The organism is Sulfurospirillum sp. UCH001, from assembly GCF_001548035.1.
Lineage (GTDB): Bacteria > Campylobacterota > Campylobacteria > Campylobacterales > Sulfurospirillaceae > Sulfurospirillum.
Genome location: NZ_AP014723.1, coordinates 2,095,389 through 2,121,060 on the forward strand (window position 1 = coordinate 2,095,389; position 25,672 = coordinate 2,121,060).

Sequence of the window (25,672 nt, forward strand, 5' to 3'; positions counted from 1 at the left end):
TGGCGCTTTGAATTTTTCTTTCACTATGAGGTAAGATGAAACAGACTATTTTGATTATTGAAGACGAAGAAGACTTACTGGAGCTTTTGGAGTACCATCTTCAAAAAGAAGGGTATGAGACTCTAGGCTTTTTAAGCACCAAAAACGTTGAAAAGTGTCTTCAAGAAGAGCCGATTGACCTTCTCATTGTTGACCGTAATCTCCCAGGAGTCGAAGGCAGTGAGTTTGTCGAAACATTGCGTAAAAAAGGCTTTTCGCAAGCGGTTATTTTTGTAACGGCAAAAGACAGCGACGCTAACATCGAAGAAGGTTTTATGCGAGGCTGTGATGACTACGTCACAAAACCTTACAATATGAAAGAGCTGCTTCTTCGTATCAAAGCTATTTTAGCACGCACCTCGCCTGTGAGCAAAAGCACCCTCTCTTACCGTGACCTTATGCTTGATCTTGAAGCACACCGTTTACAGGTTGAGTCAAAAGAAGTTGAACTCACGAAATTAGAGTTTGACCTACTTCGTACTTTGATCGAGAACAAAAGCTCCGTTTTGAGTCGTGAGTTTTTACTGGAACACGTCTGGAAAAGCGATGACTTTTTCCAAGACAAAACGGTCAATGTCGCTATCAATCGTCTCAAAGCTAAAATAGACCCAACCAAAGAGAAAGAGTACATCAAATCCATTTGGGGAGTAGGATACACCCTATGCTAATGCTCCATCAGCACATCATTCGAGGACTGCTTATCCTTTTTATTGGCACGCTACTTCTCTCTGGCATTGTGAGTTATTTCACCATTAAAAGCAACGATATGGAGCGGTATCAAGCCTCACTAGAATCGCATATTAAAATTATCCAATACCAACTCCCCCAAGTCAAAGACCGTGAAGCGTTTGCCAAAGTCATCAAAGAGAGTACTGGCATACGTTTTACGTTAATTAACGAATCAGGTGTTGTTTTAGTCGATAGCGACAAAGACAATGAAACCATGGATAACCACGCAAGACGCGAAGAGATCATCATGGCGCAAAAGATGGAATTTGCTCATGCTGTTCGTTTTTCTGATTCGGTCAAAAGTAACTTTTTATACGTTGCACACCGCTTTAAACAGGACGATCATTTTCTTTTTATACGTCTTGCTACCAACATTGATACCATCATGCACAACTTTTATGACCTCTGGATTAAGCTTACCATCATCTTTAGCCTTAGTATTCTTGTTGGCCTTTATGGTGCGTATATTTTCAGTCAAAAGATTCGCTACGAGATCGATAAAATTGTAGGAAATCTACAGCAAATTGCAGACAAAGAGTATAAAATCTCCCTTTCTTCTCACTTTAGTTTGGAGTTTTTTGAGATAGCCAATTATCTTAAAAAATTGGCTGCTAAGCTTGAAAAACGCGCCAAGCAAAAGCGTAAATATACCGCTAAAATCAAACTCATTTCGCAACAACGTAGCGATGTTATCTCAGCGATTAGCCATGAGTTTAAAAACCCTATCGCTTCTATCATGGGATACGCGCAAACACTTTTGGATGATCCCAATGCAAACCCTCAAATCAAAGAGCGTTTTTTAGGAAAAATCGTTCAAAATGCACAGAAAATCTCTGTCATGATTGACCGCCTCACCTTAACCACAAAATTTGAAAATGGTGACTTTACAACCCAAAACACCACCTTTGATGTGGTCAAAATGACACAAGAGATAGCGCAGACATTTAGAGAAAAATACCACACGCGCATCATCGAGTGTACCCTTCCTGAAACGTATATGATTACAGCAGATCGTACAATGATCGAGATCGTCATCTCTAACCTAATCGATAATGCGCTGAAATACTCAGATGAAACGGTCCGTGTTCTTCTTGAGAATGATGCGTTGCATGTTAAAGACAGTGGTATTGGTATTAAAACAGACGATATTGAAAAGGTAACTCAAAAATTCTATCGTTCCAATTCACACTCATGGGACAACTCGATGGGACTGGGGCTTGCGCTTGTAAACTACATCTTGAAATTGCATAACAGTACGCTAGAGATACAAAGTAGCTTAGGTGTAGGATCTGATTTTTCATTTAAATTGCCTTCAAACTGATTTATTATAAGATACCCCCATTAAAATTTAACACTTTAGCAAAGTTTCTGCCTCGTAGAGGCAAGCTTTAGCACCCTAGTGGTTAACGTAGCTTTGGAGGCTTTGCCTTCAAAGCGTATCAAAATAAAAAGGTTTTTATATGTACAATATGGGTGAACCGCGCATTAAAATCGTGGCTATGCCAAAAGACACGAATCCTGCTGGCAATATTTTTGGTGGATGGATTATGTCACAAATCGACATCGCAGGAAGCCTTGCAGCACGAGATCTCAATGTAGGACGTGTGGTAACTGTCGCTGTCAATTCTATGGAATTTCGAGAAGCCGTCAAAGTCGGTGACGTGCTAAGCTGTTATGCAAAAATCATCAAAGTGGGTACAAGCTCCATTACGACACAAGTAGAAGTCAATGCAGAACGCTCTATTGAGGGTGCTCACCGCTGTTTACATGTCACCAGTGCGGTCATTACATACGTTAACGTAACGCCTGAGGGCAAAAAGACGCCTATTCCTTATACGGAAAATGAACTGCTTGCTCTTGGAATCGAACGAAAACAATAGTCCTTACTGAGTAAGGACGTACTGACTTAAAGGTGTCTGTTCTACCATCAAATCTTCAATGACACCTTTCCCTTCTCGTACTCTAAGCTTCGCTTTGACATTCACTCCACTACGAGCTCTAAGTACTTTCTCCGCTTTTGGAGCTATATCTTCTCTCATATAAAAACGATCAAACGGAAGTGAAAAATAGACAAGATTTGAAGTCTCTTCTTTTTGTTTGGTAGCAGTGTAGTTGAATGAACGAATATCAACTTCCAAGAAGCTTCCTGATTGCGGTTTACTAAGGCGTATCTCTTTGATGCTATCACCTTTTTCACTGTGTTCTAAGATGGCATAGCCTTTATGCTGATCCTCTTTTTTTTCACCATCCCCAAGAGGGGCTTTTATCGCATTTTCAAAACGAAGTGTGACATAACGCCCACGAAAAGGATCATACGGATCCAGTGGCAACACCTTGAAATAAAAGACTTCACCCTCTTTTAAAACACGCTCATAGCTTATGATCTGAGAAGCAATTACACCAACTTGAACAAAACAGACGATGCCAAAAAGCGCCCATAAAAGTTGCTTGATATTTTTCATGCTTCTACCTTGAAACGACGTCTGATAAAGGCATTGACCACTAAAAAAAGCATACCCGTCACAATAAATGCGACTCCTTTGGCAATCAAATCAAAATTGGCATCCATAAAATGAATCCAAATCGTCAGTGCGATGAGAATCATACCTTGATTGATAAGCCCTATTTTAGACTCTTTTGCCCCGCAAAATATCATCCAAGAAGCACCAAGGAGTAAGGAAAAATTAATAAAGAACATCGCTGCATAATGCGATGTTGCCGTTTGATTTTGTAAAAGCGTGTAAATCGTAAAAATCAAAGGAGTTGCGACAACAAGAGCTTCCGAAGGAATGCGTTTGTAAGTTCGCACAAACATGACCAAAAGCCCTATAAAAAATACTCCAAGCGTTATACTCAGTATCGAGCCAAGATTTGATTCAGCGAGAGGTTTTTCGATCATCCATTGGTATGATTTAAACGAAACATGAAACAGCAACAAGAGTAAAGCACCCAGTTTCCCAATACGCTCAAATGGTCGTTGCCAGGTTTTTTCACCATGAGAGAGGTAAAGCTTACCTAGCATATAGTAGAGTGCAAAAAAGAGCGCTAAACAGATAAGGGCATTGCGTAAATGACGCATTTCATACGTCTCAATTACCACTTCAACGATAAACAAAAGAAATACACACAGCGCCACCGCCCAACTTAACAAGAGTGTGGTATTTGCCATTTTTTTATGTTTGAGTTGAATCCCATAATACGCCACCCATGAAAGCGCTATCATCATGAGTAACCATGGGCTTAGAAATGAGTCTGTATGCAGATCTATGATTGTCGTAAAGGGGCTTCGGTTACTGACCCATACAACGCTCCAGAGCACGATGACTAAAAATGCTGCACCTGAGGATGGAAGTAGCCAAGGCAAGGCAAAAGAGAGTAAAAGCCATGTGCTTAATAAATCATTCAGATTTCCGCCCAAATGATAGGTCTGTCCAATGATAGCAAGTGATGCACCAATCATTAAAAACCAAAACACACCACTGCCCTCCAATAGGGCATTATCATCAGCTCTGTACCATTTGACCCAAAAAGAAAATATTTGAGAACTCACTAAAAGACATAAGGCTAAAAGTGTACGCTCTAGATGCCCCAATTCATCCCAGTTATACGCTAAAATGGAGATAATACCAAGTCCCACGAGGATAAATCCAAGCAAGCTAAATGCTATACCTGAAGAGCGATGTGAAGACTTCTCTCCTTCATAACGGCGTAAAAGTGTGTTTGCTCCCTCATGCGTCACAATCCCCTCTTTCACCCAAGAAGGAAGCTCTTTTTCAAGCCACTGGTAGTTTTCTTTGCTCATACACACCTTTACATGTGGAATTTAATGCTCTTTTTTACATCCGTATTTTGCAGCATACGCCTCACCAAAGGCATGCATAGAACCCAATACTTTTTCAAGCTCTCTTCCTATAGGACTTAGGGCATACTCAACGCGTGGCGGCACTTCCGCAAAAACAGTTCGTTCTATAATATGCGATGCCTCGAGCTCTTTTAGCTTTTGCGTTACTGTCTTTTGTGTTATCTGCGGAAACGCTTCACAGATATCTTTAAATCGTTTTTGACCACCGAGCAATATATACACAATAAATATCTTGCTTTTGTCATTAATAATATCTAATGTCAGTTCCACAGGGCAGTGAAACTCTTTTTCATCTATTTTTATCATTCTATTCACCTCTTGTTTTGAATTATACCATAATAACAATTTTTGTTCTTTACTTACATTTTTTTCTGTAAGGTAATTATAAGTTATATAGGTATATATTTTCCTAAATTATTTAAGGAAAAGACCATGAAAAAAACACTTATTATTGTAGCTCACCCTAATATCGCAGAATCAAAAGTCAATAAAGCGCTACTTGATAGCATCAAAAATGAACCTAACATCACCGTGCATGATCTTTACGCAACGTATAAAACCGTAGAAGCCATCGATGTTGCAAAAGAGCAAGCGCTCTTAGTAGAACATGAACGTATTATTTTTCAATTTCCACTCTATTGGTACAGTTCTCCTGCTATTTTAAAAGAGTGGCAAGATAAAGTTCTAGGATATGGATTTGCCTATGGACCAGAAGGCAGTAAAATCGCAGGTAAAGAGAGTAAAATCGTCGTAAGCACTGGCTCTCCCGAATATGCTTACCAAGCAGGTGCATACAATAATTTTACGCTCAGTGAATACCTACGACCACTGTATTCAACCATCGTCTTTACTGGTATGGAATTTAAAGGAATTTTTGCCGCATATGGCGCGATGAAGCTTACAGAAGAATCACTCAAACAAGATATTTCTCACTATCAAAAAATTCTCAAAAGCGAAGATTGGGATACCTCACTTTTAAAATTTTTAGCTAACTAAGCAAGAGAGGGTATTTCCTCTCTTGCATGCTTATTCTTCATTGTTGCGTGGTAAAACGATTGTTACAACCAAACCACCATGTTCGTTCGTTGCACTGATAGAGCCTTGCATACTCTGTTCAATAATCTGTTTAGACATATACAGTCCTGTTCCATTCCCACCCGTTGGCTCTTTTGTGGTAAAAAATGGATCAAAGATGTGTGGTAACTGCTCTTCTGGAACACCTCCACCATTATCGGAAACCTCAATGATAATGTAGTACTCTTGCGCATACGCTTTAATCGTAATTGTACCTCGTTCTACTTCTCGTTGAATAATCGCATCTTTTGCGTTATTAATCAATACTAAAAGTACGTGTGATAGCTCTTTTTTAAAGCTATTCATGACAATGTCACTCGGACAATCGACATGAAAAACAATATCTTTGTTGGCAATGCCACCATCGGTGATTCGAATACTCTCTTCAATTGATTTGTACAGAGGGAAAACGACTTTCTCTTTATCGGGTTTGAAGAAATCTTTAAAATCATCAATGGTTGCAGACATATGCTGAATGAGATCTCGCAGTTTTTTAATCTCATCTTCCAACATTTGAGGGGTTAATTTATCTGTTTTACTGTCTAAATAAATTTTGCTAATGACCACACTAATGGTATTGAGAGGTTGACGCCATTGATGGGCGATGTTGTTAAGCATCTCTCCAAGGGCAGCAAGTTTGGCTTGTTGAAAGAGCATTCTATCTTTGAGTCTGCTGTTTTCAACTTCTTCATGTACCTTTTTTTCAAGATTTGCGTTGAGATACTCAAGTTCTTCTTTATTATCGAACGATTCACATACTGCAGTGGCAATCGCTCCGTATTCATCCTCTTTAAGCAGGTATTTCCGCAAAGGCTCTTTACTTCTCGTGTTAAGAGCTCGTGTAATGTCGCGAAGAGGGAAAGAGAGAAACTTAGCAATTAAAAGTGCCAAGACGCTCATTAAAAAAAGAATTTCTAACAAAGAGAGTTGAATGCCTCTTGCCCCATAATTGTCTAAAACTTCACTCATACGGTTTCGTAAATTTAAGTATAAGGTACCTACTTTTTCACCTTGAATACCCAGTAAAGGAATTTCATGCGTGATTTTATAATCGTTGTTATTGCCATTTGGTAGGTTCAAATACGCTTCGGCAATACCAAAACTTGTGAGCTCTTTTAGGAAAGGTTCATCCCAATGTTTCGCAATAATCACAAACCCTTTTGCAGGTGTGTCTTTGGTCACATTTTCATCGATTCGATGGATAGGTGCAACATAAAATTCAGCAATATTTTGAGAGGATTTGGTGTAAAAATGCTGCACTTTAGGGCTAGATGCATCAAGCAAGGCTAAAGGAAACATGATGGAAAGTTCATCTAAAAAAGGTTTGTCAACCTCTTTAAAAAGAATGCGATTAGTATGATCTACAATGTAAAACGCATTAATACCAAATTGTATAATGCTACCATCAAGGTTATCTTTTGCCCACGTAGGATCTTTATGCTCCGTAAAATTTGCAAGATCATTCCACGCAGCATAATCAAGAGCTTGCTTTTTGAAAGGGTCTGACTTTAAAGAAAGAAGCTGCTTAAAACCTTCTACCAGCTCTTCAGCGTTTTGTTTCGCCATATCATTGACTTCTTCACGCTGATACGACCAATTAGCAAGCTCGAAGCCAATACATAGTAAAAAAGCCAGCATTGTTAAGATTAAAAAAGAGGATTTCACACTCATCAGAGTTCTCCTTCATACTATGCAAATAACGCATAGCACTCTTTACATATAAAAAGCGACTTACCTATCTCTTTCGTACGTTTCCCATCCTGCTTTACGTAAAATACACGCTGGACATTCGCCACAACCGTAGCCCCAAGCATGCTTTTCTTCATGGTTACCATTATAGCACGTATGTGACTCGTTGAGTACAAGCTCTAAAACACCCTCTTTATCTGAGAGTTCAAATGTTTCTGCTTTTGTTAGATGCATCAACGGGTAGTGAAAGGTGATGTTCGCTTCACTTCCTAGATTGAGAGCCAGTTCCAATGCCTTAACAAAGGGCTCTCTACAATCAGGATACCCTGAATAATCTGTCTGATTCACACCAATGATGATATGATTTATCCCTTGTTTTTGAGCAAACGCGTGTGCGAGGGTAAAAAAGATCGCGTTGCGATTTGGAACAAATGAAGCAGGAAGATTGGTGTGTGTTCGATGGTGCGCGCCAATATCTTGTGTACTGTCGATAAGCGCTGAGTCATTGAGCTGCGAAAAAGCATCAAGGCTTAGTAAGGTGTTTTTGATTCCTAAAATGTTTGCAATCTTCTCAGCCTGCGCGATCTCAACACGGTGTTTTTGACCATAATCAAACGTAATGCTCTCAACATACTCAAAACGATTTTTCGCCCAGCCAAGGCATGTTGTACTATCTTGTCCTCCACTAAAGACAACCAATGCACGACTCATTACTCTACTCCTAAAAATTTGTGCAACTGCACACTCAAGATAAATTGTGGATGCGCTTTGACAAACTCCACACAAAAAGCGACATTCTCTTGATTTGGACGATCCGTCTCGTTTTGAGGTTGAATGAAGATAGGTTTATAACTTTTAAATTCGAGTATTTTTTCAACAGGAGAGTTTTTACCAACGACAAATTTGATCTCATCATACCCATGTTTTTCTATCTTATCCCAATCTTTTGGGCTATAAGTTACCCAGTTTGCATTGGCAATGTTAGAAAAATTATAGCCATTCGTCTCCACAGCGACAGAGTACATATAGGCTTGTAAAAATTCGATAAAACCATTGAGATTATAGATACTAGGCTCTCCACCTGTGATAATAACATGCATGGAAGGATAAGCTCTAATGCGCTCAAGGACTTCATCAAAGCTCAAGCTTTCATACTCACCTTTGTGCAGTAATTCATCGCAAAAGCCACAGCTGAGATTACAGCCATGCAAACGAATGAAAATGGAGGGAACGCCTACTTGAGTGCCTTCACCTTGAATGGAATAAAATATTTCGACAACTTTTAACATAACACTCTTTTATTAAATTTAATAGATATATCATAATATATTTTCACTAAAAAGGACGTCAAAAATTTTGTTTATATCTCTTTTTGGGTATCATTTAAGTATTTAAAGATAAGGCAATATGTAATGATTTGGCAAATAAGTAAAGAGTTCGATTTTTGTTATGGACACCGTGTATGGTCACAACAGCTTGATAGTGAGTTTTCACTCACAGGTTGTTTAGCGTGCCGCCATTTGCACGGACACCAAGGCAAGGTGATCGTTTATCTACAAAGCTCAGAGCTGAAAGATGGCATGGTGACAGACTTTCATCATCTTAACTGGTTCAAACTCTTTTTAGACAACACTTTAGATCACAAATTTATCATCGATATTCATGACCCACTCTTTGCAACCTTGTTACCGCATTTTACAGACAAAAACAACCTCATCGACAATGAAGCAGGCTATAAAATACCTGACCTCAATCACGTTAAAAACGAACCAAGTCATGTTATTGAGATGTATGAAGGTTACATTATCGTTGATTTTGTACCAACCAGCGAAAATATCTCAACATGGTTACTTGGCATTATCGCGAAAAAAATGAGTCGCTTGGGAGTGGAAGTTTCACACGTAGAATTTTTAGAAACACCAAAAAGTAGAAGTATTGTTTACAATAAACAGTAGGGAATTCCCTACTGTTTAAGCTTTTGGATAAACTTTTTCGAGCTTTTTATAGAGTGCATCTACTGTTGGAGCAGACTCACCTTGTAAGAAAGAGAGCATCACTTCGTTATCTTCTTTCCCATTCCATACTTTGATGTAATGTCCCTCTTTATACCCATGATCCTGACGGAATTGGTTGAGAACATTTTTTGCCACATAGAATTTATACAATACTTTAAGGTTAATGCCACATTTACGTGAAAGTGTAAAATATTCGCGTAATAGCTCATCAAAAAGGTCTATTTCAAACCCTGTTGTATCGTGGATGATATTTTCAATATCGTTTACTAACTCCATTGGATCTGCTGAACTTGGAGAGAGTGGTTCTTTCGTGAACGCCTCAAAACCTTGAACATCCAGTACATCTAAAACCAACTTATCAATATCACCTTTTCCATTGGTTTTATAATCTTCCAATAACAAACTCATAATAAAATGCCAGATATCAACAATCTCAACGGTTACGTTATCCCAATCGGTATCTTTGTTAATGTTCTTCCAATGTTTCCAACTAAAACTATCAATGAGTTCCGCGCACTCCATATAGATACATCGCTTCCAGTTAATCATGCGGTTATTTTTGGTATATCCATTTTCCCAGCCGATGCCATTGGTTTCATCGTTTAATTTTTGCTGGAGTAAAAACATTTGTGTTAAATAATCTTTGCTTGTCATACTTTTTCCTTCTCTTAAAACACTAGATTATACTTTTTTGTGACATAAATGTCAAAATGGACTCGCACCCTTTGCGATAACCTAGTTCAAAACATGCCTCGAGTTGTTTAAAAGTAAACAATCCAAAATCATCTAACGAAGAATCGCTAATACACAAATCGCTTTGTTCGATCTGCTGCTTCGAAGAAGCGAGTATAGAGAGATAAATTGCTCGCTCAAGACTGGAGAGAAGATGACTTTTAGGTTTGGTATTGAGTGGGAAAAGATTGACACTCACTAACGGGTATGGAAGCCCTAAAAGAGGTTCTACGGGTAAATTGTCCATAAAGCCACCATCAATCAATGTGTAATTTTCATACACAATCGGTCTAAAAATAGGAATGAGCGCAGAACTTGCTATCGCTAATTTTATCGTCTCCCCCTCATTAAAACGTACGATTTCACCGCTTGGAAGATCCACACAGGTTACAAACGTAGGAATTTTCATCTGCTCTAAGCGATCAATCGGTGCTATCTCTTTTAAAATGGTTGCTTTTTCGTTGATGCGAAGAATGCCTTTTTTAAAATAGTTAAACTGGAACACCTTACGAAAGGCTTTGCTTTTAAAAAGGCGAAACATATCAAAGGCACTCACCCCTGAGCCTACACTTACCGCGATAACTGCGCCAATGCTCGTACCTGAAACGGCGGCTATTTCCACATTGTTACGCTCTAACGCTGCAATAACGCCTAGATGAAAAGCACCACGTGCTGCACCTCCTGAGAGCGCTAAAGAGATCTTCAATGCCCCAGCCATCGTATAATCCTAAATTCACCCTCATAGGTTTCCACAATCGCCGTACATGACTCCACCCAATCACCGCAGTTAAGGTATTTAATGCCCTCAATATCGCGTATCTCCGCCTTATGAATATGTCCGCAAATCACGCCATCAAAGTGGTGTCGTTTGGCATGTTCACTTAAAATCGCCTCAAAATCGGTGATAAAAGAGACAGAGCTTTTGACATGGTCTTTCACATACTTTGAAAGCGACCAGTGGCTATGATAACGAAGCTTTTTGCGCCACCAATTCAGCCATTGGTTGATGTTTAGAAGCAGGTCATACCCCAAATCGCCCAAGATAGCAAGCCAGCGTTTTGTCATCGTCACCGAGTCAAAAAAATCGCCATGCGTGATGTAGAAACGCTCGTTACGGAGACTGATGTATTCGGTTTCATCAACGACCGATATACGATCACCCAGACCTAAAGGCAAGAATGAGCGCAAAAAATCGTCGTGATTGCCTGTGATGTAAAAGACATTGGTGCCTTTTCTGGCTTTTCTAAGAATCTTTTGAATGACATCAGAATGCGATTGTGCCCATTTAATCTTACGTTTAATCGCCCAACCATCGATGACATCACCCACTAAATAGAGATTTTCGCAGTGTGTAAATTTTAAAAATTCTAAAAGCTCCTCCGCTTGGGAGAACCGTGTTCCCAAGTGAAGGTCGGAGATAAAGATAGAGCGAAAAGCAACTGGGTCTTCATCCCCTAAAAATTGGTATTTGGTCATTTGTGTTTATCACTGTCCCCAAAAATATCATCGGCAAAGTGTGAGAATTTACCACGCACCGATTTATCGAGCTCTATCGCAAAAAGCGAGATGTGTGTTTGCTCTTTTTTGGTCTGTTTTAACAAGGAGGTCAAACCGTTGTTAAAACGGTTAAGGTACATATTGTCAATTTGACGGTTTGAACCAATGACGATGGCTTTACAGTTGTTATCCAGACGTGATAAGATAAGCTGAGTCGTGTTATTTGAGCTGTTTTGCCACTCATCTAGGATGACGATGGCATTAGAGAGCGTTCGACCCCTCGCCTCACCTGGCCAGAGCTTTTCGATGTTATACTTGGTCATCAGCTCTTGCACTTTTTTCTCGATGGCCACTTGCGGTTCTTGCGTATTGTCACGTTTTTTCATGCGCTTTTTAGCGATAAACTCCAAAGTATCATACAGCGCCATATTGTAGATGCGAAACTTCTCATCATTACCCGAAAGGTAACCTACATCCGCCCCTTTATCGACACTTTCGATGGAGTTTCGCACATAGACGATCTTCTCGTAACTGCCTTTACTCACCAACCTCATCGCCGCGACAAATGCCATCAAGGTTTTACCACTACCCGCACGAGCATCAATGACGTGAATGTCGTACATATTAGAAAGCAGCGCTTTCATAAAAAACTTCTGTTTGAGGTTGATTGGTTTTACTTCCAATCCTCTAAAGTCTAACTCTTCATTGAGCATATGGATGATGCCACCAGGAGAGATGATGGCATGTTCTGAATTTCCATCGGGGCTTATAAACTCATAGCAGTAGTTTCCACTTTTATACTCAGGGTCATACTCCCCAATCAGCTTTTTATCAAGGGTATTAAACAATGCTGAGTCAACAGGAAGCTGTTTGACAAACTCAAACTCTGGAACATCACTTCTATCTTCTCGTAAAGACTCAACAGTTACATTGTAAAAAAGCCCAAACATACGGGCATACACATCTAAAGAGAGAAAAATGACTTTGTAGTCTGGGTAGTACTCTTGCGCACCTGAGGCGACTTCAAGGATACGTTTGTCGTTTGATTCGTTGATAAATTGTGAGTCAATATCTGAAGAGTAAAGCGTCTTTGAGAAAAGATGGATAGCAATGTCTTCTTCATAGCGCATTTTCACGACACGGAAAAGCTCTCCACTGTCCACTTCTTCGACTTTACATGAAGCAAGCATACGTGCGAAGCTTCTGGCTTGATAGCCAAGTTCAGTGAAATTCTTTTTAAAATCTTCCAGCTCTATAAGCACCGTTTCTGGGATGACGATGATGTTGTTGCCACCATCACACAACTCTTTGATAAAATTGGTATTGTGCAAGATGATGTTGGTATCGAGCACATAAACTTTATTCACTGACATCTGACTCCCTTTCATGCAACAATTGTATGAAAACATTATATCAACTTGGTAACAAAAGGAGTGCGTTTTTATTAAGCAGAAAAGAGGAGTACATGTAAAGCTTATAAAGCCTTACATGTAATATGTTATTGTGCTAAACCGCCTCCTAAGACTCGGTACAAGCTTACACGATTGTTAAGTTCTTCCAAGCGCACGCTAATCAATGACTGCTCGGAGTTATAAAATGAACGCTCGGAGAGAAGCACGTTAAGGTAGGTATCTACCCCTTTTTGGTAGCGTGCATCATACAAGGTATAGCTCTGTTTATTGGCTTCGACCAAAGCTTTTTGCGCATTGTACTGTTCAGCAATTGTCGAACGTCTTGCAAGCGCTGAATTAACCTCTTTAAACGCTGTCTGAATGGTAACTTCATACGTCGCCACATAGACATCGCGTTTGGCTTTGGCATAGTCTAAGTTAGCCTCCCTCTCTCCTGCATCAAAAAGTGGTAAAGAGATGTTAGGTACAAATGACCAGATAGTAGAAGTTCCACCACTAAAAAGTCCACTGAGCGTACTTGAGCCTACACCACCTTTGGTGGTGAGTGTGATAGAAGGGAAATACGCCGCTCTGGCAACACCGATGTTGGCATTTGCCGCTTTGAGGTTGTGTTCTGCTTCTAGCACATCGGGACGATTCAATAAAATCTGCGAAGAGAGTCCTACAGGAACATCAGCTAACCAATTTTGAGAGGTCTTATCTAACTCTTGAGGTAATAGAGCGTCATCCACACGTGCACCGACTAATAGTTCTAAAGCAGCCCTATCTTGCGCTACTTTGGTCGTATAGTTTGCTACATCAGCTTTAGCTTGTTGATAAATACTCTGCGCACTGTAAAGTGAAACATTAGAATCAATGCCCCTCTCAACTCTTTTTTGCACCAACTCTAACGAACGTTTCGCACTCTGCTCTGTTTGCAAGGAAAGCTTTAATAAACTCTGATCAGAAGCGTAGGTTAGCCATACGCTCACTGTCTCAGCAATGAGGGTAATGCGAACCGTTTTTTCAGCCTCTTCTACCCCTTTATAGGTTTCAAACTCCGCCTCGCTCAAACTTCTGGCTTTTCCAAATAGATCCAGTTCATAACTGCTGAGCCCTATGGTTGCAGAGGAGCTTTGAGAGATGGAGGTTGTATTGGTTGTTGAATTTAAAGAACGTGCTTTTGAGCCAGTGGCTCCTGCTTCAATGGTTTGGAATTCACTACTTCGCTGAATGCGGTACGTTGCACGCGCAGCTTCAATGTTTGCAACCGCTTTTCGTAAGTCACGACTCTGCTCTAAAGCGAGTGCGACCACTTTGGTAAGCCTTTCATCGTTGATGAATGCTCTCCATGAAAGCTCTTGCACACTTTGATGACTCTCTTTTGCAGTTGAAGCAAATGTAGAAGGAATAGGTGCAGATGGTCGTTCATACTCAGGAGAAAGCGTCGCACACCCACTCACTAAAAAAGAGATGGCAACGATACTTAGAGTGCTTTTATACAATGTACGCATTTTACACCTCCCCTACAAGCGTTGCGTGATGTTGACGTTTTGGGAACATCCCTCGCACCAACACAAAGAACAGCGGTACTAAAAAGATAGCCAAGAAGGTTGCACTCAGCGTTCCTCCTACAATGCCCGTACCAATGGAGATACGACTGTTCGCACCCGCACCACTGGAAAGTGCTAGTGGGAGAACGCCTGCGATAAAGGCTAAAGAGGTCATTAAAATAGGTCTTAGCCTTAATTTCGCACCTTCAACAGCAGCTTCTATAAGGGAACTTCCTCTATTGTATGCCGCTTCGGCAAACTCAACAATCAAAATGGCATTTTTAGACGAGAGTCCAATGGTGGTTAGAAGAGCCACTTGGAAGTAAACATCATTCTCTAATCCTCGCAGTGACGCTGCAACGACAGAGCCAAAAATACCCAAAGGAATGACCAATAGAACTGAAAATGGTACCGCCCAACTCTCATAAAGCGCTGCTAAACATAAGAAGACAACTAAGATAGAAATGGCATACAGTTTTACCGTTTGCCCACTGGATAAGCGCTCTTGATACGAAAGTCCACTCCACGCAAAGCTTGTACCTGCTGGTAAAGCTTCTTGCAAGGCTTCCATTCTATCCATCGCTACACCAGAACTAACTCCTGGAGCAGAAGCACCTTGAATCTCATACGATGCCAAACCATTGTAACGGGTGAGTGTTTGAGCACCATAACTCCACTGCGATGTTGCAAATGACGAGAAAGGCGTCATGACATTGCTACTACTTTTTACAAACCACTTATCCAAATCTTCTGGTTTGGAGCGAAACTCCATGTCACCTTGGGCATAGACTTTTTTCACACGACCACGGTCCACAAAGTCATTCACATATTTACCTGCCCACGCGAAGCTGAGTGTTTCATCAATATCAGAAAGCGAAAGCCCAAGAGCGACTGCTTTAGCCTCATCAATTTTGACTTTAAGTTGTGGTGTTTCTCCAAGGCTTCCTAAGCGCACAGCCGTAAAGAGGCTATCTTGACGCACATTACTCAAAAGTGTATCACGGAAGGTTTTAAACGCTTCACGGTCTGTATCGGAGAGTGCTTGAAGCTGGAAGTTAAAACCATTACTCTGCCCTAGCCCTTGAATTGCAGGAGGGTTAAGTGAAAAAATCTGCGCGTCACGCACACGTGAAAGATTCATCGTCGCACGACTTGAAATGGTGTCTGCTCTGTTATACACGCCAGGTCTTTTATCCCAATCTTTGAGCGCCACAAACGCCATACCAGCATTTTGACCGCTTCCACTAAAACTAAAACCTGAGATGGTAAAAATCGCTTCGGTGTTATTGCTCTCTTCATTTAAGAAGTAGCGTTCAATCTCACGGGCTACCGCATCACTTCGTTTAAATGAAGCACCCTCAGGCAAACTAAACTGAACCATGCTGTTGCCTTGGTCTTCACTGGGTAAAAAGCCTGTAGGAAGGCGTAAAATCAAAAATGCCATCACTGAGGCAATAATGCCATACACTACCATCCAACGAATCGGACGGGCGATGACAGAGCTCACATTACCTTTGTAGCGTTCAATCAAACGATCAAAGGTCGTGTTAAACCAGCCAAAAAAACCACGTCCATGACTCTCTGTATGCGGCTTGAGTAATGAAGCACACAGTGCTGGTGTCAACGTCAATGCCACAATAACAGAAAGTACCATTGATGAAACGATGGTAATGGAAAATTGTCGGTAAATTACACCCGTTGATCCTCCAAAAAACGCCATAGGAAGGAAGACGGCTGAGAGCACCGTTGCAATACCAATCAGCGCACTGGTGATCTCCCTCATCGATTTCTCGGTCGCTTCCATAGGGGAAAGTTTTTCCTCACGCATAATACGTTCAACATTTTCAACAACAACAATTGCATCATCCACCAAAAGACCGATGGAGAGTACCATACCAAACATGGTGAGCGTATTGATGGAGTAGCCAAAAACCTCTAAAACACCAAATGTTCCTAAAAGAACAACGGGCACAGCAATCGCTGGAATCAGTGTTGCTCGCCAATTTTGTAAGAAGACAAACATAACGACAACAACGAGTAAGATCGCTTCAAAAAGTGTTTTCACAACCTCTTCAATCGAGATGCGAATAAACTTTGTACTATCACGTGGATACGCTACTTTGTAGCCATCTGGCATCGTAGCTTCCATCTTAGCAACGGTTTTTTTGACACGATCTGCTGTTGCAAGGGCATTTGCACCAGGGGCGAGCATAACAGCAAGTCCAGAAGCAGGGTGACCGTTCAGTCTGGTGACACTGTTGTAACTCTCACTGCCAAGTTCAACTCTGGCAACATCGCCTAAGCGAACAAGGGCTCCATTGCTATCACTTTTAACGATGATATTCGCAAATTCTTCTGGTGTTTGCAATTGTGATTTTGCTGTTACCGTAGCATTGAGCTGTTGGTCTTTGTTGCTAGGAAGTGCACCTATACTACCTGCTGAGACCTGAACATTTTGTGCGGTAATGGCACTGCTGATGTCAGAGGGCATCAAGCTATACGAAGCCAATTTATTGGGGTCTAGCCAAATACGCATCGCGTATTGACCGCCAAACACTTGCACTGTACCCACACCTTCTAAACGGGCGATCGGGTCTTGCATGTTACTGAGTAGATAATCCGCCACATCCACCGACATTTTCGTATCGGTCGTGTCGTACAAAGAGACAATCATCAAAAAGTCATTTTGTGCTTTGGTGACACGTACACCCTCATTTTGAACGGACTTTGGAAGACGTGTCGTAATTTGAGCTACTTTGTTTTGCACTTGCACTTGCGCAGTATCGGCATCCGTTCCTTTTTGAAAGGTAACATCAATGCGTGCGCTTCCTGATGAGCTACTACTGGAAGAAAAATACAACAGTCCATCCAGCCCTGTAAGCTGTTGTTCGATGATCTGCACAACACTGTTCTCCACCGTTTGCGCAGAAGCTCCCGTATAAGTTGTGTCAATGCGAATGGTAGGAGGCGCAACATCTGGGTATTGCGCTACGGGCAGGGTTAAGATGGAGCCCATACCTGCAAGCATAATAACAATGGAAATAACCCATGCAAAAATGGGTCTATGGATAAAAAAGTGTGCGATCATTGTGCTTTACCTAGCGTTGTAGTAACATCCATAACACGCACTACGTCACCAACACGTACTTTATTGACACCTTCAACAATGACGCGGTCTCCTGCATTTAAACCACTATTCACAAGCCATGTATCGCCTATTGCTCGCTCTGTTACCACAACACGTTTTTCAACTTTGTTATCTGCGGTAACGATGAGTGCTGTTGCATTGCCTTTAGGGTCACGCTGGATAGCTTGTTGTGGAACTAAAATAGCGGCAGAATTAACCGCTTCATCTACAAGTGTGCGCACATACATACCTGGGAGCAAGACGCCATCAGGGTTAGGAAACGTGGCACGAAGTGTCACAGAGCCAGTACTTTCATCGACTGCAATCTCTTGAAATTGAAGTGTGCCATTTTGTTTATACATGGAGCCATCTTCCAGTTTAAGAGCAAGTTTGGTACTACCTTGTTTGATACCTTGTTGTTCTAAAAGTGCTCGAAGTTTTAGAAGTTGTGTACTGGATTGGGTAAGATCGACATAGATAGGATCAAGGGTGCGAATGGTAGCGAGTGCCGTGGTTTGGTTTGCCGTTACGAGTGCACCAACCGTGACACTTGATGTACCGATACGCCCACTAATAGGCGCTTTGATTTTGGTGTATTCTAGGTTAATGCGGGCTGTTTGAAGAGCTGCTTTTTTCGCTTCAACACTCGCAACCGCTTGCAAATAGCTTGCTTTGGCATCTTCCATATCTTGTTTAGAAACACCATCAATTTTTACAAGATCAGCGTAACGTTCACTTTTTAAGCGCGTGGATTCAACCAGTGCTTCTGCATTTTGAAGGGTTGCTTTGGCTTCTTCAAAAGCAGCTTGGTACGAACTTGGATCAATCTGATACAGTAATGCATCTTTTTTAACAAAAGCGCCCTCTTCAAAGAAACGCGCCTGAATAATTCCTCCTACTTGAGGACGGATTTCAGAACTGAGTGTTGCTTTTGTTCGCCCGGGTAACTCACGTGTTAAGGTAACATTTTGAGCACTGAGCGTGTATGTCCCTACTTCAACAGTCATGGCAGATTTTGTAGGTTTACTCTGCTGTGAACAGCCTAGCCATAAAAGAGGAAGTACCAAAAGAAGAGGTTTTAACATTTTTACTATCATACAAATTCCTTATTTATTATGAACGTTATTGTATCCCTCTTATGTTAATCAAACCTTGCAAAAAAAGACTCAAAGCGTGGTAAAATACCTCAAATTGTTTATGAGGAATATCAGTGATCATTGAATGGAGCGAACGTTTTAGTCTAAATCATGAACTACTTGATGCACAACACCAAGAACTTTTTGAACTTGCAAACGCTGCACAAAGACTAGACCCCAACAACGCCAATAAAGCCGAATTAGGAAGACTTTTTAAAGAGTTTTATGACTATATGGGAAAACATTTCAAAGAGGAAGAGGCGTATATGCAAAGTATCGACTATCCTCTGTATGAAAAACATAAAAAATTCCATGAAAGCATTATCGAGGGAATGACCAAAATATTAAAAGAGAAAAAAGGCGTTGTTGAACTTCAAAAAAGCATTCAGATGATCGCCAAAAAATGGCTTGCTGAACATATCTTGGAAAACGATCTTCAAATTGAAAAATGGCGAAAAAGCCTTATCGTGACAGAGAAGGATTTACACGCATCGCTGTAAAATTTATTTTGGTTGAATCGTTGTAAACCCTAAAGCGACCCAATCTTGAAGTCCTCCTCTGTACCATAATAATTTTTCTCTCGGATAACCCATTTTTATGAGTTTTTCAATCGCTAAACGAGACTGAACACACCAAATACCATTGCAAAACAGTAATGCAGTTTTAGTATGACTAAAATCGTAGGTCTCTGCTATTTTGCGAAACCCCAATAACGCTTGTACACGCTCAAAATCCTCAGGGATTGCCGAGTCATATTCAATCTCATCAAAAGGAATGTTGACACTACTGGGTATGGTCATCTGTTCATACCAATCGCGCTTTCGCGCATCCACTAAGATATAAGCCGATGGATTGACATTGAGTTTATTTTTAATAAAATCAAGCACTTCTATCTCACCTACGGTAATGACACCTTGCGCAAAGCTCATGGGTTGGGCTTTACCTACAGTCGTTACAAAACTTTTTTTACATAAAGGCGGAACATTTTTACCCGCATAATCACCGCTAAAAATCGCTTCTGGATTGATGCCAACGTCATTACACTCCTTTGGTGTATTTCGTTCAATAAACACCTCTTGCGCTTTTCCATTAGCCATCATATGCGTTGTTTTTACACCTGTGAGTTGTAAGACCATTGGGTTTTCAGCCCAAAGTGCGCCAATAAAAAATAGTACTAAAATGAAGATACGCATCTGTAACTCCTAAGAGATCAATACAACTATAGTAATCCTTTTAAAATTTAAAAGAGTCAAAAAAAATATGTTATACTTTTTTTCAAAGGATACCTATGTTAGAGCCCATCATTACAGCATTTTTAAAAAAACATCATCTGCTTACTTTAGCCACAAGTCACAACAATATACCCTATTGTGCTTCTTGTTTTTATAGCTTTATAGAGGAGAGTGCAACATTTGTCATCGCTACCGATGTCACCAAAACCAGACATGGAAAAGAAGCCATAGAAAATACATATGTTGCAGGAACGGTTGCGCTAGAGACAAAAATGGTAGGAAAAATACAAGGAGTACAGTTTAACGGAGAATTTCAAGAGGCAAATGACGTCGAGAAGAAAGCCTATTTTAAACGCTTCCCTTATGCTTTAGCGATGCAACCAACGCTTTGGAGCATCAAAATAACCTATCTTAAGTTTACCGATAATTCACTTGGATTTGGCAAAAAATTGGAGTTTTTTGCCTCCAATTAAATGCCAAACTCATTTTAATGATTATAAATTAATAGGCTCATTTGAACATGCAGCTGTAAAAACAACGTCCGTTGAGCTGTTAAGTGCTGTTTCTGTTGAGTCTTGAACGACACCAATTAAGAAACCAACTGCAACAACTTGCATCGCAATCTCATCGCTAATACCAAAAAGTCCACATGCAAGAGGAATTAAAAGTAAAGAACCACCAGCAACACCTGAAACACCCGCTGCTGCAATACTTGCAACTACGCTTAACAACAATGCTGTTGGAATATCTACAGAGATTCCCAAAGTATTGACTGCCGCCAATGTTAAAATCGTAATGGTAATCGCCGCACCTGCCATATTGGCTGTTGCACCTAATGGAATCGAAATAGAGTATGTGTCTTCATGAAGTCCCAATTTTTTACACAATGCCATATTTATAGGAATATTTGCTGCTGAACTTCGTGTAAAGAACGCTGTTACCCCACTCTCTTTAAGACATGTAAGTACTAAAGGATAAGGATTACTTTTTGTTTTAATATAAACAATAATTGGATTAACCACAAGTGCTACAAAAAGCATTGTTCCAACAAGAAGGACTAAAAGTTTACCATAACCTAGAAGTGCCGCGAAACCTGTCTCTGCAAATGTCTCAGCAACGATACCCATAATACCAAATGGTGCTAATTTGATAACCGCTTGAACGATTTTAGTCATCGCATCACTGACATCTTTCATCATTTGCTTAGTGTGGTTACTACTATGATGTAGAGCAATACCAGCAGCAACTGCCCATGTTAACACACCTATATAATTGCCCTTTAAGAGTGCGTTAATTGGATTGTCCACCATGCTAACGATAAAGCCTTTTATAACCGCAACAATACTTTGAGGAGGTGTTAAGCCAGCCTCTGGAGTAGTGAGAACCAATGTTACTGGAAACGAAAAACTAACAACAACCGCAATGAGGGCAGCCACAAATGTTCCTATTGCATAGAGTTGAACAATAGGCTTAATGTTTGTTTGAACACCAACAGGCTTTGTTGCAATCGCTGTAGCAACTAAAACGAGAACCAAAACAGGCGCTACGGCTTTTAACGCTTTAATAAACAGCGTTCCAAGAATAGAGACTGCCATTGCAGCTTCTGAAGAGATGAGAGCGACACAAACGCCCAACACCATACCAATGAGGATAAGAACAATAAGATTGCTCTCTTTATACCTTGCGACTAAACGCTCCATAAAAACCTTCCTTACTCAAAATATGTGTATCTATATTAATCTTTTTTTAAAATTAAGGACTAATAATATAAAAAAGGTTCTTATGTATGCGTTAAAAATGTGCTATCAGTTTTACAGTTTTGAAGTATCCAATTTTAATGCTTCATTGCTCATAATGCCAATGCCCGAATTTAGGATGTTTGTTGCAATTTCGTGTGCTTCATCCAGTGAATGCATTTTATAGGTACCACACTGATAAACATTGAGTTCTGGGATATCATTTTCACTTTTGACACCTAAAATGTCATTCATCGATGCTTTCCATGCTTCTACAACACGCTCTGCATGAGGCGTACCGATAAGACTCATATAAAATCCTGTACGACATCCCATTGGTGAAATATCAATGATTTCAACACCTTCTCCATTGAGATGATTACGCATAAAACCTGCAAAAAGATGCTCTAAGGTGTGAATACCACGCTCTGGCAAAATAGCTTGGTTTGGTTTACAAAAACGAAGATCAAACACGGTGATCTCATCGCCATGAGGTGTTTTCATTGTTTTAGCAACTCTTACCGCAGGGGCAGGCATTTTGACGTGATCTACACAAAAACTATCGAGTAATGGCATTTAAAATCCTTTTTTTCGGCAATTATATCGAAAAAAGTGTACAATAATTTGTCCTTCGGAAGCTTAGAATACAGGAGATTGCTTTGAAACGAGTGTTGCTTCTTGTTGTCATACTTGCCTTATCATACACCTTTATTCAAAGCAAAAATATGCTTCATATCGCAGCGGGAGTCGCGATCTTTTTACTAGGTATGCAAAGTCTTGAAGAGGGTTTTCGTTTCTTTGTAGGCGGCTTACTCGATAGATTTCTCAAAAAAATTACCAATAACCTTTATAAAAGTATTCTCTTTGGTGCTGTTACAACAACGTTGATGCAATCCAGTGGCTTAGTCGCCGTCATTGCCATCTCTTTTATCAGTGCGGGGCTTATCAGCGTAGCACAAGGTGTAGGGATTATTTTAGGTGGAAATATCGGTACAACCACGGGTGCTTGGCTCATTGCAGCACTTGGTCTTAAAATCAATATTGCAACATACGCTCTTCCCATGCTTGTGTTTGGTACTCTTCTCATTTTTCAAGAAAGCAAACGTCTTAAAGGTATCGGTTACGCACTTACGGGTCTTGGATTTTCTTTTTTAGGCATTGCCTATATGAAAGAGGGGTTTGATGCATTTAAAGAGACCATAGACCTCACACAGTACACTGCCGATGGTTTTATGGGACTCATCCTTTTTGTGCTGATTGGTGCAGGTATAACGATCGTTATGCAATCATCACATGCCTCTTTAGTACTAATATTAACCGCTCTCTCCGCCTCTCAAATTACTTATGAAAACGCCATTGCACTGACCATTGGCGCCAATATTGGAACAACGATTACAGCGATTATCGGTGCACTTGGAGCCAGTTTTGAGGGCAAAAAGCTTGCAGGTGCTCATTTTTTAATTAACACCTTAACAGGCTTTTTACTCATTTGGTTTGTACCACAGTTGATTCATTTTATTGACATTACTGCACCTTTTTTAGGTATACCAAAAGATGATTACCCACTCAAATTAGCGCTCTACCATACGTATTTCAATTTGATCTGTGTGCTTCTTTTTGCACCCGCAGTACATGGTTTGGTTGCCCTACTCAATCGCGTCTTTAAACAGGAAGTAACCCCAGAAAATGAAATTGATGATGTTTTATTTATAAACGATGTTGCCTTAGATTTTCCAGACACCGCTCAAGCGACCTTACTGAAAGAGACAAAGCACCTTTACAATAATGTATTTGACATCATTGCAAAAGGACTGAGTGTTACAAAAGAAGATATTACTTCAGGTATGGAGATCGAAGATATTTTAAAACTTCGTAACAAAGCATTATCGATTAACATGGACGAGTACTATGAACGACGGATTAAAGAGATTTACGGCAAGATTATTAACTTTGCTATTATGGCACAAGGAAAGTTTGCAGATGAAAGTAATCGTCAACTTATTCCCATCAAAAATGCAACCATTGGCATCGTAGAAGCCTTTAAAGCCTCTAAACATATGCAAAAAAATATGCTTCGCTATCTGGAATCTGATAACGAGTATATTAAAAGTGAATACAATCATATTCGTAAAAACCTCATCAAACACCTTCGCACCATGCAAATGATCTTCAACACATCAGAAGAAGATGTTGCACTCTTATTGCTTAGCAAGCTCCAGCTTGATACAAAAAAATACGATATTGCCGCCAATAAATCACTCGATAACCTCATACGTACCAATAAAATAACCTACACAATGGCAACTTCATTGATGAACGATACAACCTATGCCTATACCATTGCGTCTGAACTTACAAAAGTGGCGCATACGCTGTTTATTCATGCCAATGCCGAAACCAAAGAAGAACATGAAGCTTTGATCTTAAATGAAACCGAAGTTACGGATTTAACACACGTGAACGAGATAAGGAGTCATACATGAGTGGCTTTAAATTTATCCAAAAAATTAAAGAACTCTTTAACATCGCCTCACCAAATGCTGATGCCAATAAAAAACAAATTATCAAAGAGTTATTGAAAAAACTCAAGCTTAGGCGTATTAGCCTCAAACAAGAGTTAAAAAATGAGACCGATTTGATTAAACGTGAAGCCATTCACGATAGCATTAAAATCATCAAAAAGCAGATAAAAAAAGGGAAGGAAATTATGGATGCTTAGGCTTTTTTTTCTTGCAATTTTTTTACTCTCAGGCTGTGCCACTACCAATCAAGAAAAAATAGGTGAAGTGCTCCAATCACATGGTGCAACCAACTTACATTATGATTATAAAAAAATTGTTGAAAACCTCATCCTTTATAAAGAAAAACTCGATCTTCGTAATCCAAACGCTTATAGCAAAGAGAGTCAAAACTACATCTTCAATGAAATGCGCAACTCAAAAAATACAATTCGTATGAAATACAATGGTGTTTATTTAAAATCTTATGATGATTATTTGCGTATTGCCTTTGATAAAAATAGCAATGTTCCTGATAGAAATGATTTTCTTATTTTAGGGCTTTATAAACTGATTTGGGAAAGTTACAAGATAGGAGAAGGTCATCAAATCACAACACTTTCGTATGATAAAGAAGCCTTTAAAAAGCTTTACTACTATCTTGAAGTGGTTAAATGGAAGGTGAAAACAGCAAAAGACAAAAATGATCATTACCTCTTTCTCACATGGCAAAATAACTGGCAAGTTGAGTTTAACAACAAACTGCATTCAGGACAATCACCTTCATGGGAATTGATAGAAAATCTTTCTACGATTAAAAACCATAAAGAGAGTATTTTAGATCCTTCGAATTTCAACTTTGAAATTATTTTGAGTCAAATCATTTTCCAAGTGAAAAACAGTGCAAGGGTTATTGGAAAAGAACCTGTCGATATTGGCATTGAAGCAATGATTAGTCTTGTGCTCTTTTTATAGAGATCTTCTTTAGCTAAAACTTGATCTCGCTCAATCTTTTTAGCTTTTTTTTTAACTATAATACGCCAAATTCAATAAGGAGTCTTTTATGGAAATCAACAACATTCAAGTATGCAACGTTTGTCTAAGATCAAGCGATGAGAGTGCTGGTGCAGTATTTATTAAAGCAATGAAAAACGGTGAAGATATTCACGTCTGTACAGGATGTATCCCACACATTATTCACGGAAGTGGTGATGTTGTTAAATCAAATGCTCAAGTTGCTGCTGAAGTTCAAAAGTAAGAAAGAAGTTTAGAAGCTTTTAACGCCATTTGAACACCGTTCATTTGGCTTTCTACAAATAAAAGAGAGGAGAATCTCTTCTCCTCTACTCTCTTTAAAAGAGA

At 39.9% G+C, this 25,672-nt stretch carries 27 protein-coding genes; 11 read left to right on the forward strand and 16 right to left on the reverse strand.

The features are described 5' to 3' along the window. Nucleotides 1–35 precede the first annotated feature (35 nt). The 3 genes from UCH001_RS10450 to UCH001_RS10460 all read left to right on the forward strand — a co-directional run bounded on the left by UCH001_RS10450 (nt 36) and on the right by UCH001_RS10460 (nt 2,648). Nucleotides 36–707 (forward strand): response regulator transcription factor, encoded by a 672-nt coding sequence (locus tag UCH001_RS10450; RefSeq protein ID WP_067177613.1) that lies wholly within the window; start codon nt 36–38, stop codon nt 705–707. Next, nucleotides 701–2,089, forward strand: a complete 1,389-nt coding sequence (locus tag UCH001_RS10455; protein WP_067177614.1) for a cell wall metabolism sensor histidine kinase WalK — start codon at nt 701–703, stop codon at nt 2,087–2,089. The genes UCH001_RS10450 and UCH001_RS10455 overlap by 7 nt, the downstream gene beginning before the upstream one ends. Before the next feature lie 139 nt (nt 2,090–2,228). After that, nucleotides 2,229–2,648, forward strand: a complete 420-nt coding sequence (locus UCH001_RS10460) for an acyl-CoA thioesterase (RefSeq protein WP_067177616.1) — start codon at nt 2,229–2,231, stop codon at nt 2,646–2,648. Nucleotides 2,649–2,651: 3 nt separating this feature from the next. On the opposite strand, the gene UCH001_RS10465 is transcribed toward UCH001_RS10460, so the two are convergent. Genes UCH001_RS10465 through UCH001_RS10475 form a run of 3 tightly spaced genes read right to left on the reverse strand, consistent with a single transcriptional unit; the run spans nt 2,652 to nt 4,936 of the window. Further along, entirely contained in the window at nt 2,652–3,230 is a 579-nt protein-coding gene (locus UCH001_RS10465; RefSeq protein ID WP_067177618.1) for a GDYXXLXY domain-containing protein, read from the reverse strand. Beyond that, nucleotides 3,227–4,570 (reverse strand): DUF2157 domain-containing protein, encoded by a 1,344-nt coding sequence (locus UCH001_RS10470; protein ID WP_067177620.1) that lies wholly within the window; start codon nt 4,568–4,570, stop codon nt 3,227–3,229. Before UCH001_RS10470 ends, UCH001_RS10465 begins: the two co-directional genes overlap by 4 nt. 21 nt (nt 4,571–4,591) lie before the next feature. Then, a complete protein-coding gene (locus tag UCH001_RS10475) occupies nt 4,592–4,936 on the reverse strand; it encodes a helix-turn-helix domain-containing protein (RefSeq protein WP_067177622.1) in 345 nt (114 codons plus the stop codon). Between the two features lie 126 nt (nt 4,937–5,062). Between UCH001_RS10475 and UCH001_RS10480 the strand changes: the two genes are divergently transcribed. Continuing rightward, on the forward strand, nt 5,063–5,626 hold the full coding sequence (locus UCH001_RS10480; RefSeq protein ID WP_067177623.1) for an NAD(P)H-dependent oxidoreductase: 564 nt from the start codon (nt 5,063–5,065) through the stop codon (nt 5,624–5,626). Between the two features lie 30 nt (nt 5,627–5,656). Here UCH001_RS10480 and UCH001_RS10485 read toward each other — a convergent pair whose 3' ends face one another. The 3 genes from UCH001_RS10485 to UCH001_RS10495 are packed head-to-tail and all read right to left on the reverse strand — an operon-like array spanning nt 5,657 to nt 8,682. Continuing rightward, nucleotides 5,657–7,375 (reverse strand): ATP-binding protein, encoded by a 1,719-nt coding sequence (locus UCH001_RS10485; protein WP_067177625.1) that lies wholly within the window; start codon nt 7,373–7,375, stop codon nt 5,657–5,659. A gap of 60 nt (nt 7,376–7,435) precedes the next feature. Next, entirely contained in the window at nt 7,436–8,104 is a 669-nt protein-coding gene (gene queC / locus UCH001_RS10490) for a 7-cyano-7-deazaguanine synthase QueC (protein WP_067177627.1), read from the reverse strand. Then, complete coding sequence (locus UCH001_RS10495) at nt 8,104–8,682, reverse strand: 7-carboxy-7-deazaguanine synthase QueE (protein WP_067177629.1); 579 nt, start codon at nt 8,680–8,682, stop codon at nt 8,104–8,106. The genes queC and UCH001_RS10495 overlap by 1 nt, the downstream gene beginning before the upstream one ends. 123 nt (nt 8,683–8,805) lie before the next feature. On the opposite strand from UCH001_RS10495, the gene UCH001_RS10500 reads away from it, so the two are divergent. Next, complete coding sequence (locus UCH001_RS10500; protein ID WP_067177630.1) at nt 8,806–9,348, forward strand: 6-carboxytetrahydropterin synthase; 543 nt, start codon at nt 8,806–8,808, stop codon at nt 9,346–9,348. A 15-nt stretch (nt 9,349–9,363) separates the two neighbouring features. On the opposite strand, the gene UCH001_RS10505 is transcribed toward UCH001_RS10500, so the two are convergent. The 7 genes from UCH001_RS10505 to UCH001_RS10535 form a co-directional block, all read right to left on the reverse strand. Further along, a complete protein-coding gene (locus tag UCH001_RS10505) occupies nt 9,364–10,062 on the reverse strand; it encodes a dUTP diphosphatase (RefSeq protein WP_067177632.1) in 699 nt (232 codons plus the stop codon). Between the two features lie 22 nt (nt 10,063–10,084). Next, nucleotides 10,085–10,858 (reverse strand): patatin-like phospholipase family protein, encoded by a 774-nt coding sequence (locus tag UCH001_RS10510; protein WP_067177634.1) that lies wholly within the window; start codon nt 10,856–10,858, stop codon nt 10,085–10,087. Beyond that, a complete protein-coding gene (locus UCH001_RS10515; RefSeq protein ID WP_067177636.1) occupies nt 10,843–11,616 on the reverse strand; it encodes a UDP-2,3-diacylglucosamine diphosphatase in 774 nt (257 codons plus the stop codon). The genes UCH001_RS10510 and UCH001_RS10515 overlap by 16 nt, the downstream gene beginning before the upstream one ends. Then, nucleotides 11,613–13,010, reverse strand: a complete 1,398-nt coding sequence (locus tag UCH001_RS10520) for a PhoH family protein (protein ID WP_067177638.1) — start codon at nt 13,008–13,010, stop codon at nt 11,613–11,615. Before UCH001_RS10520 ends, UCH001_RS10515 begins: the two co-directional genes overlap by 4 nt. A 125-nt stretch (nt 13,011–13,135) precedes the next feature. Next, nucleotides 13,136–14,542, reverse strand: a complete 1,407-nt coding sequence (locus UCH001_RS10525; RefSeq protein WP_067177640.1) for an efflux transporter outer membrane subunit — start codon at nt 14,540–14,542, stop codon at nt 13,136–13,138. Between the two features lies 1 nt (nt 14,543). Continuing rightward, nucleotides 14,544–17,669, reverse strand: a complete 3,126-nt coding sequence (locus UCH001_RS10530) for an efflux RND transporter permease subunit (protein WP_067177642.1) — start codon at nt 17,667–17,669, stop codon at nt 14,544–14,546. Further along, nucleotides 17,666–18,805: an efflux RND transporter periplasmic adaptor subunit gene (locus UCH001_RS10535; RefSeq protein WP_067177644.1), complete on the reverse strand. Its 1,140-nt coding sequence runs from the start codon at nt 18,803–18,805 to the stop codon at nt 17,666–17,668. Before UCH001_RS10535 ends, UCH001_RS10530 begins: the two co-directional genes overlap by 4 nt. 113 nt (nt 18,806–18,918) lie before the next feature. On the opposite strand from UCH001_RS10535, the gene UCH001_RS10540 reads away from it, so the two are divergent. Further along, nucleotides 18,919–19,344, forward strand: coding sequence for a bacteriohemerythrin (locus UCH001_RS10540; RefSeq protein ID WP_067177645.1), 426 nt, complete (start codon nt 18,919–18,921; stop codon nt 19,342–19,344). A 3-nt stretch (nt 19,345–19,347) separates the two neighbouring features. Here the strand turns inward: UCH001_RS10540 and UCH001_RS10545 are convergent, their stop codons facing one another. Then, nucleotides 19,348–20,037 carry a rhodanese-like domain-containing protein gene (locus UCH001_RS10545; RefSeq protein ID WP_067177647.1) on the reverse strand — a complete coding sequence of 230 codons (690 nt, stop codon included), beginning with the start codon at nt 20,035–20,037 and terminating at the stop codon, nt 19,348–19,350. Nucleotides 20,038–20,132: 95 nt separating this feature from the next. Between UCH001_RS10545 and UCH001_RS10550 the strand changes: the two genes are divergently transcribed. Further along, the gene (locus UCH001_RS10550) at nt 20,133–20,549 is read left to right on the forward strand and encodes a pyridoxamine 5'-phosphate oxidase family protein (RefSeq protein ID WP_067177649.1); all 417 of its coding nucleotides are present in this window, start codon (nt 20,133–20,135) and stop codon (nt 20,547–20,549) included. 21 nt (nt 20,550–20,570) lie between these two features. Here the strand turns inward: UCH001_RS10550 and sstT are convergent, their stop codons facing one another. Next, nucleotides 20,571–21,776: a serine/threonine transporter SstT gene (gene sstT / locus UCH001_RS10555; RefSeq protein ID WP_067177651.1), complete on the reverse strand. Its 1,206-nt coding sequence runs from the start codon at nt 21,774–21,776 to the stop codon at nt 20,571–20,573. A gap of 111 nt (nt 21,777–21,887) precedes the next feature. Beyond that, entirely contained in the window at nt 21,888–22,388 is a 501-nt protein-coding gene (luxS, locus tag UCH001_RS10560; protein WP_067177653.1) for an S-ribosylhomocysteine lyase, read from the reverse strand. Between the two features lie 92 nt (nt 22,389–22,480). Between luxS and UCH001_RS10565 the strand changes: the two genes are divergently transcribed. The 4 genes from UCH001_RS10565 (at nt 22,481) to UCH001_RS10580 (ending at nt 25,568) form a co-directional block, all read left to right on the forward strand. Continuing rightward, entirely contained in the window at nt 22,481–24,295 is a 1,815-nt protein-coding gene (locus UCH001_RS10565; protein ID WP_231963999.1) for a Na/Pi cotransporter family protein, read from the forward strand. Beyond that, nucleotides 24,292–24,531 (forward strand): hypothetical protein, encoded by a 240-nt coding sequence (locus UCH001_RS10570; RefSeq protein ID WP_067177656.1) that lies wholly within the window; start codon nt 24,292–24,294, stop codon nt 24,529–24,531. The genes UCH001_RS10565 and UCH001_RS10570 overlap by 4 nt, the downstream gene beginning before the upstream one ends. After that, the gene (locus tag UCH001_RS10575; protein ID WP_067177658.1) at nt 24,524–25,285 is read left to right on the forward strand and encodes a hypothetical protein; all 762 of its coding nucleotides are present in this window, start codon (nt 24,524–24,526) and stop codon (nt 25,283–25,285) included. The genes UCH001_RS10570 and UCH001_RS10575 overlap by 8 nt, the downstream gene beginning before the upstream one ends. An 88-nt stretch (nt 25,286–25,373) precedes the next feature. Beyond that, nucleotides 25,374–25,568: a hypothetical protein gene (locus UCH001_RS10580; protein ID WP_067177660.1), complete on the forward strand. Its 195-nt coding sequence runs from the start codon at nt 25,374–25,376 to the stop codon at nt 25,566–25,568. The last annotated feature ends 104 nt before the right edge of the window (nt 25,569–25,672 follow it).

What these genes read in the sequence shown, in the direction of transcription:
- UCH001_RS10450 (WP_067177613.1), top strand. Translation starts at nt 36, where the DNA reads ATGAAACAGACTATTTTGATTATTGAAGACGAAGAAGACTTACTGGAG.
- UCH001_RS10455 (WP_067177614.1), top strand. Translation starts at nt 701, where the DNA reads ATGCTAATGCTCCATCAGCACATCATTCGAGGACTGCTTATCCTTTTT.
- UCH001_RS10460 (WP_067177616.1), top strand. Translation starts at nt 2,229, where the DNA reads ATGTACAATATGGGTGAACCGCGCATTAAAATCGTGGCTATGCCAAAA.
- UCH001_RS10465 (WP_067177618.1), bottom strand. Translation starts at nt 3,230, where the DNA reads ATGAAAAATATCAAGCAACTTTTATGGGCGCTTTTTGGCATCGTCTGT.
- UCH001_RS10470 (WP_067177620.1), bottom strand. Translation starts at nt 4,570, where the DNA reads ATGAGCAAAGAAAACTACCAGTGGCTTGAAAAAGAGCTTCCTTCTTGG.
- UCH001_RS10475 (WP_067177622.1), bottom strand. Translation starts at nt 4,936, where the DNA reads ATGATAAAAATAGATGAAAAAGAGTTTCACTGCCCTGTGGAACTGACA.
- UCH001_RS10480 (WP_067177623.1), top strand. Translation starts at nt 5,063, where the DNA reads ATGAAAAAAACACTTATTATTGTAGCTCACCCTAATATCGCAGAATCA.
- UCH001_RS10485 (WP_067177625.1), bottom strand. Translation starts at nt 7,375, where the DNA reads ATGAGTGTGAAATCCTCTTTTTTAATCTTAACAATGCTGGCTTTTTTA.
- queC (WP_067177627.1), bottom strand. Translation starts at nt 8,104, where the DNA reads ATGAGTCGTGCATTGGTTGTCTTTAGTGGAGGACAAGATAGTACAACA.
- UCH001_RS10495 (WP_067177629.1), bottom strand. Translation starts at nt 8,682, where the DNA reads ATGTTAAAAGTTGTCGAAATATTTTATTCCATTCAAGGTGAAGGCACT.
- UCH001_RS10500 (WP_067177630.1), top strand. Translation starts at nt 8,806, where the DNA reads ATGATTTGGCAAATAAGTAAAGAGTTCGATTTTTGTTATGGACACCGT.
- UCH001_RS10505 (WP_067177632.1), bottom strand. Translation starts at nt 10,062, where the DNA reads ATGACAAGCAAAGATTATTTAACACAAATGTTTTTACTCCAGCAAAAA.
- UCH001_RS10510 (WP_067177634.1), bottom strand. Translation starts at nt 10,858, where the DNA reads ATGGCTGGGGCATTGAAGATCTCTTTAGCGCTCTCAGGAGGTGCAGCA.
- UCH001_RS10515 (WP_067177636.1), bottom strand. Translation starts at nt 11,616, where the DNA reads ATGACCAAATACCAATTTTTAGGGGATGAAGACCCAGTTGCTTTTCGC.
- UCH001_RS10520 (WP_067177638.1), bottom strand. Translation starts at nt 13,010, where the DNA reads ATGTCAGTGAATAAAGTTTATGTGCTCGATACCAACATCATCTTGCAC.
- UCH001_RS10525 (WP_067177640.1), bottom strand. Translation starts at nt 14,542, where the DNA reads ATGCGTACATTGTATAAAAGCACTCTAAGTATCGTTGCCATCTCTTTT.
- UCH001_RS10530 (WP_067177642.1), bottom strand. Translation starts at nt 17,669, where the DNA reads ATGATCGCACACTTTTTTATCCATAGACCCATTTTTGCATGGGTTATT.
- UCH001_RS10535 (WP_067177644.1), bottom strand. Translation starts at nt 18,805, where the DNA reads ATGATAGTAAAAATGTTAAAACCTCTTCTTTTGGTACTTCCTCTTTTA.
- UCH001_RS10545 (WP_067177647.1), bottom strand. Translation starts at nt 20,037, where the DNA reads ATGCGTATCTTCATTTTAGTACTATTTTTTATTGGCGCACTTTGGGCT.
- UCH001_RS10550 (WP_067177649.1), top strand. Translation starts at nt 20,133, where the DNA reads ATGTTAGAGCCCATCATTACAGCATTTTTAAAAAAACATCATCTGCTT.
- sstT (WP_067177651.1), bottom strand. Translation starts at nt 21,776, where the DNA reads ATGGAGCGTTTAGTCGCAAGGTATAAAGAGAGCAATCTTATTGTTCTT.
- luxS (WP_067177653.1), bottom strand. Translation starts at nt 22,388, where the DNA reads ATGCCATTACTCGATAGTTTTTGTGTAGATCACGTCAAAATGCCTGCC.
- UCH001_RS10570 (WP_067177656.1), top strand. Translation starts at nt 24,292, where the DNA reads ATGAGTGGCTTTAAATTTATCCAAAAAATTAAAGAACTCTTTAACATC.
- UCH001_RS10575 (WP_067177658.1), top strand. Translation starts at nt 24,524, where the DNA reads ATGCTTAGGCTTTTTTTTCTTGCAATTTTTTTACTCTCAGGCTGTGCC.
- UCH001_RS10580 (WP_067177660.1), top strand. Translation starts at nt 25,374, where the DNA reads ATGGAAATCAACAACATTCAAGTATGCAACGTTTGTCTAAGATCAAGC.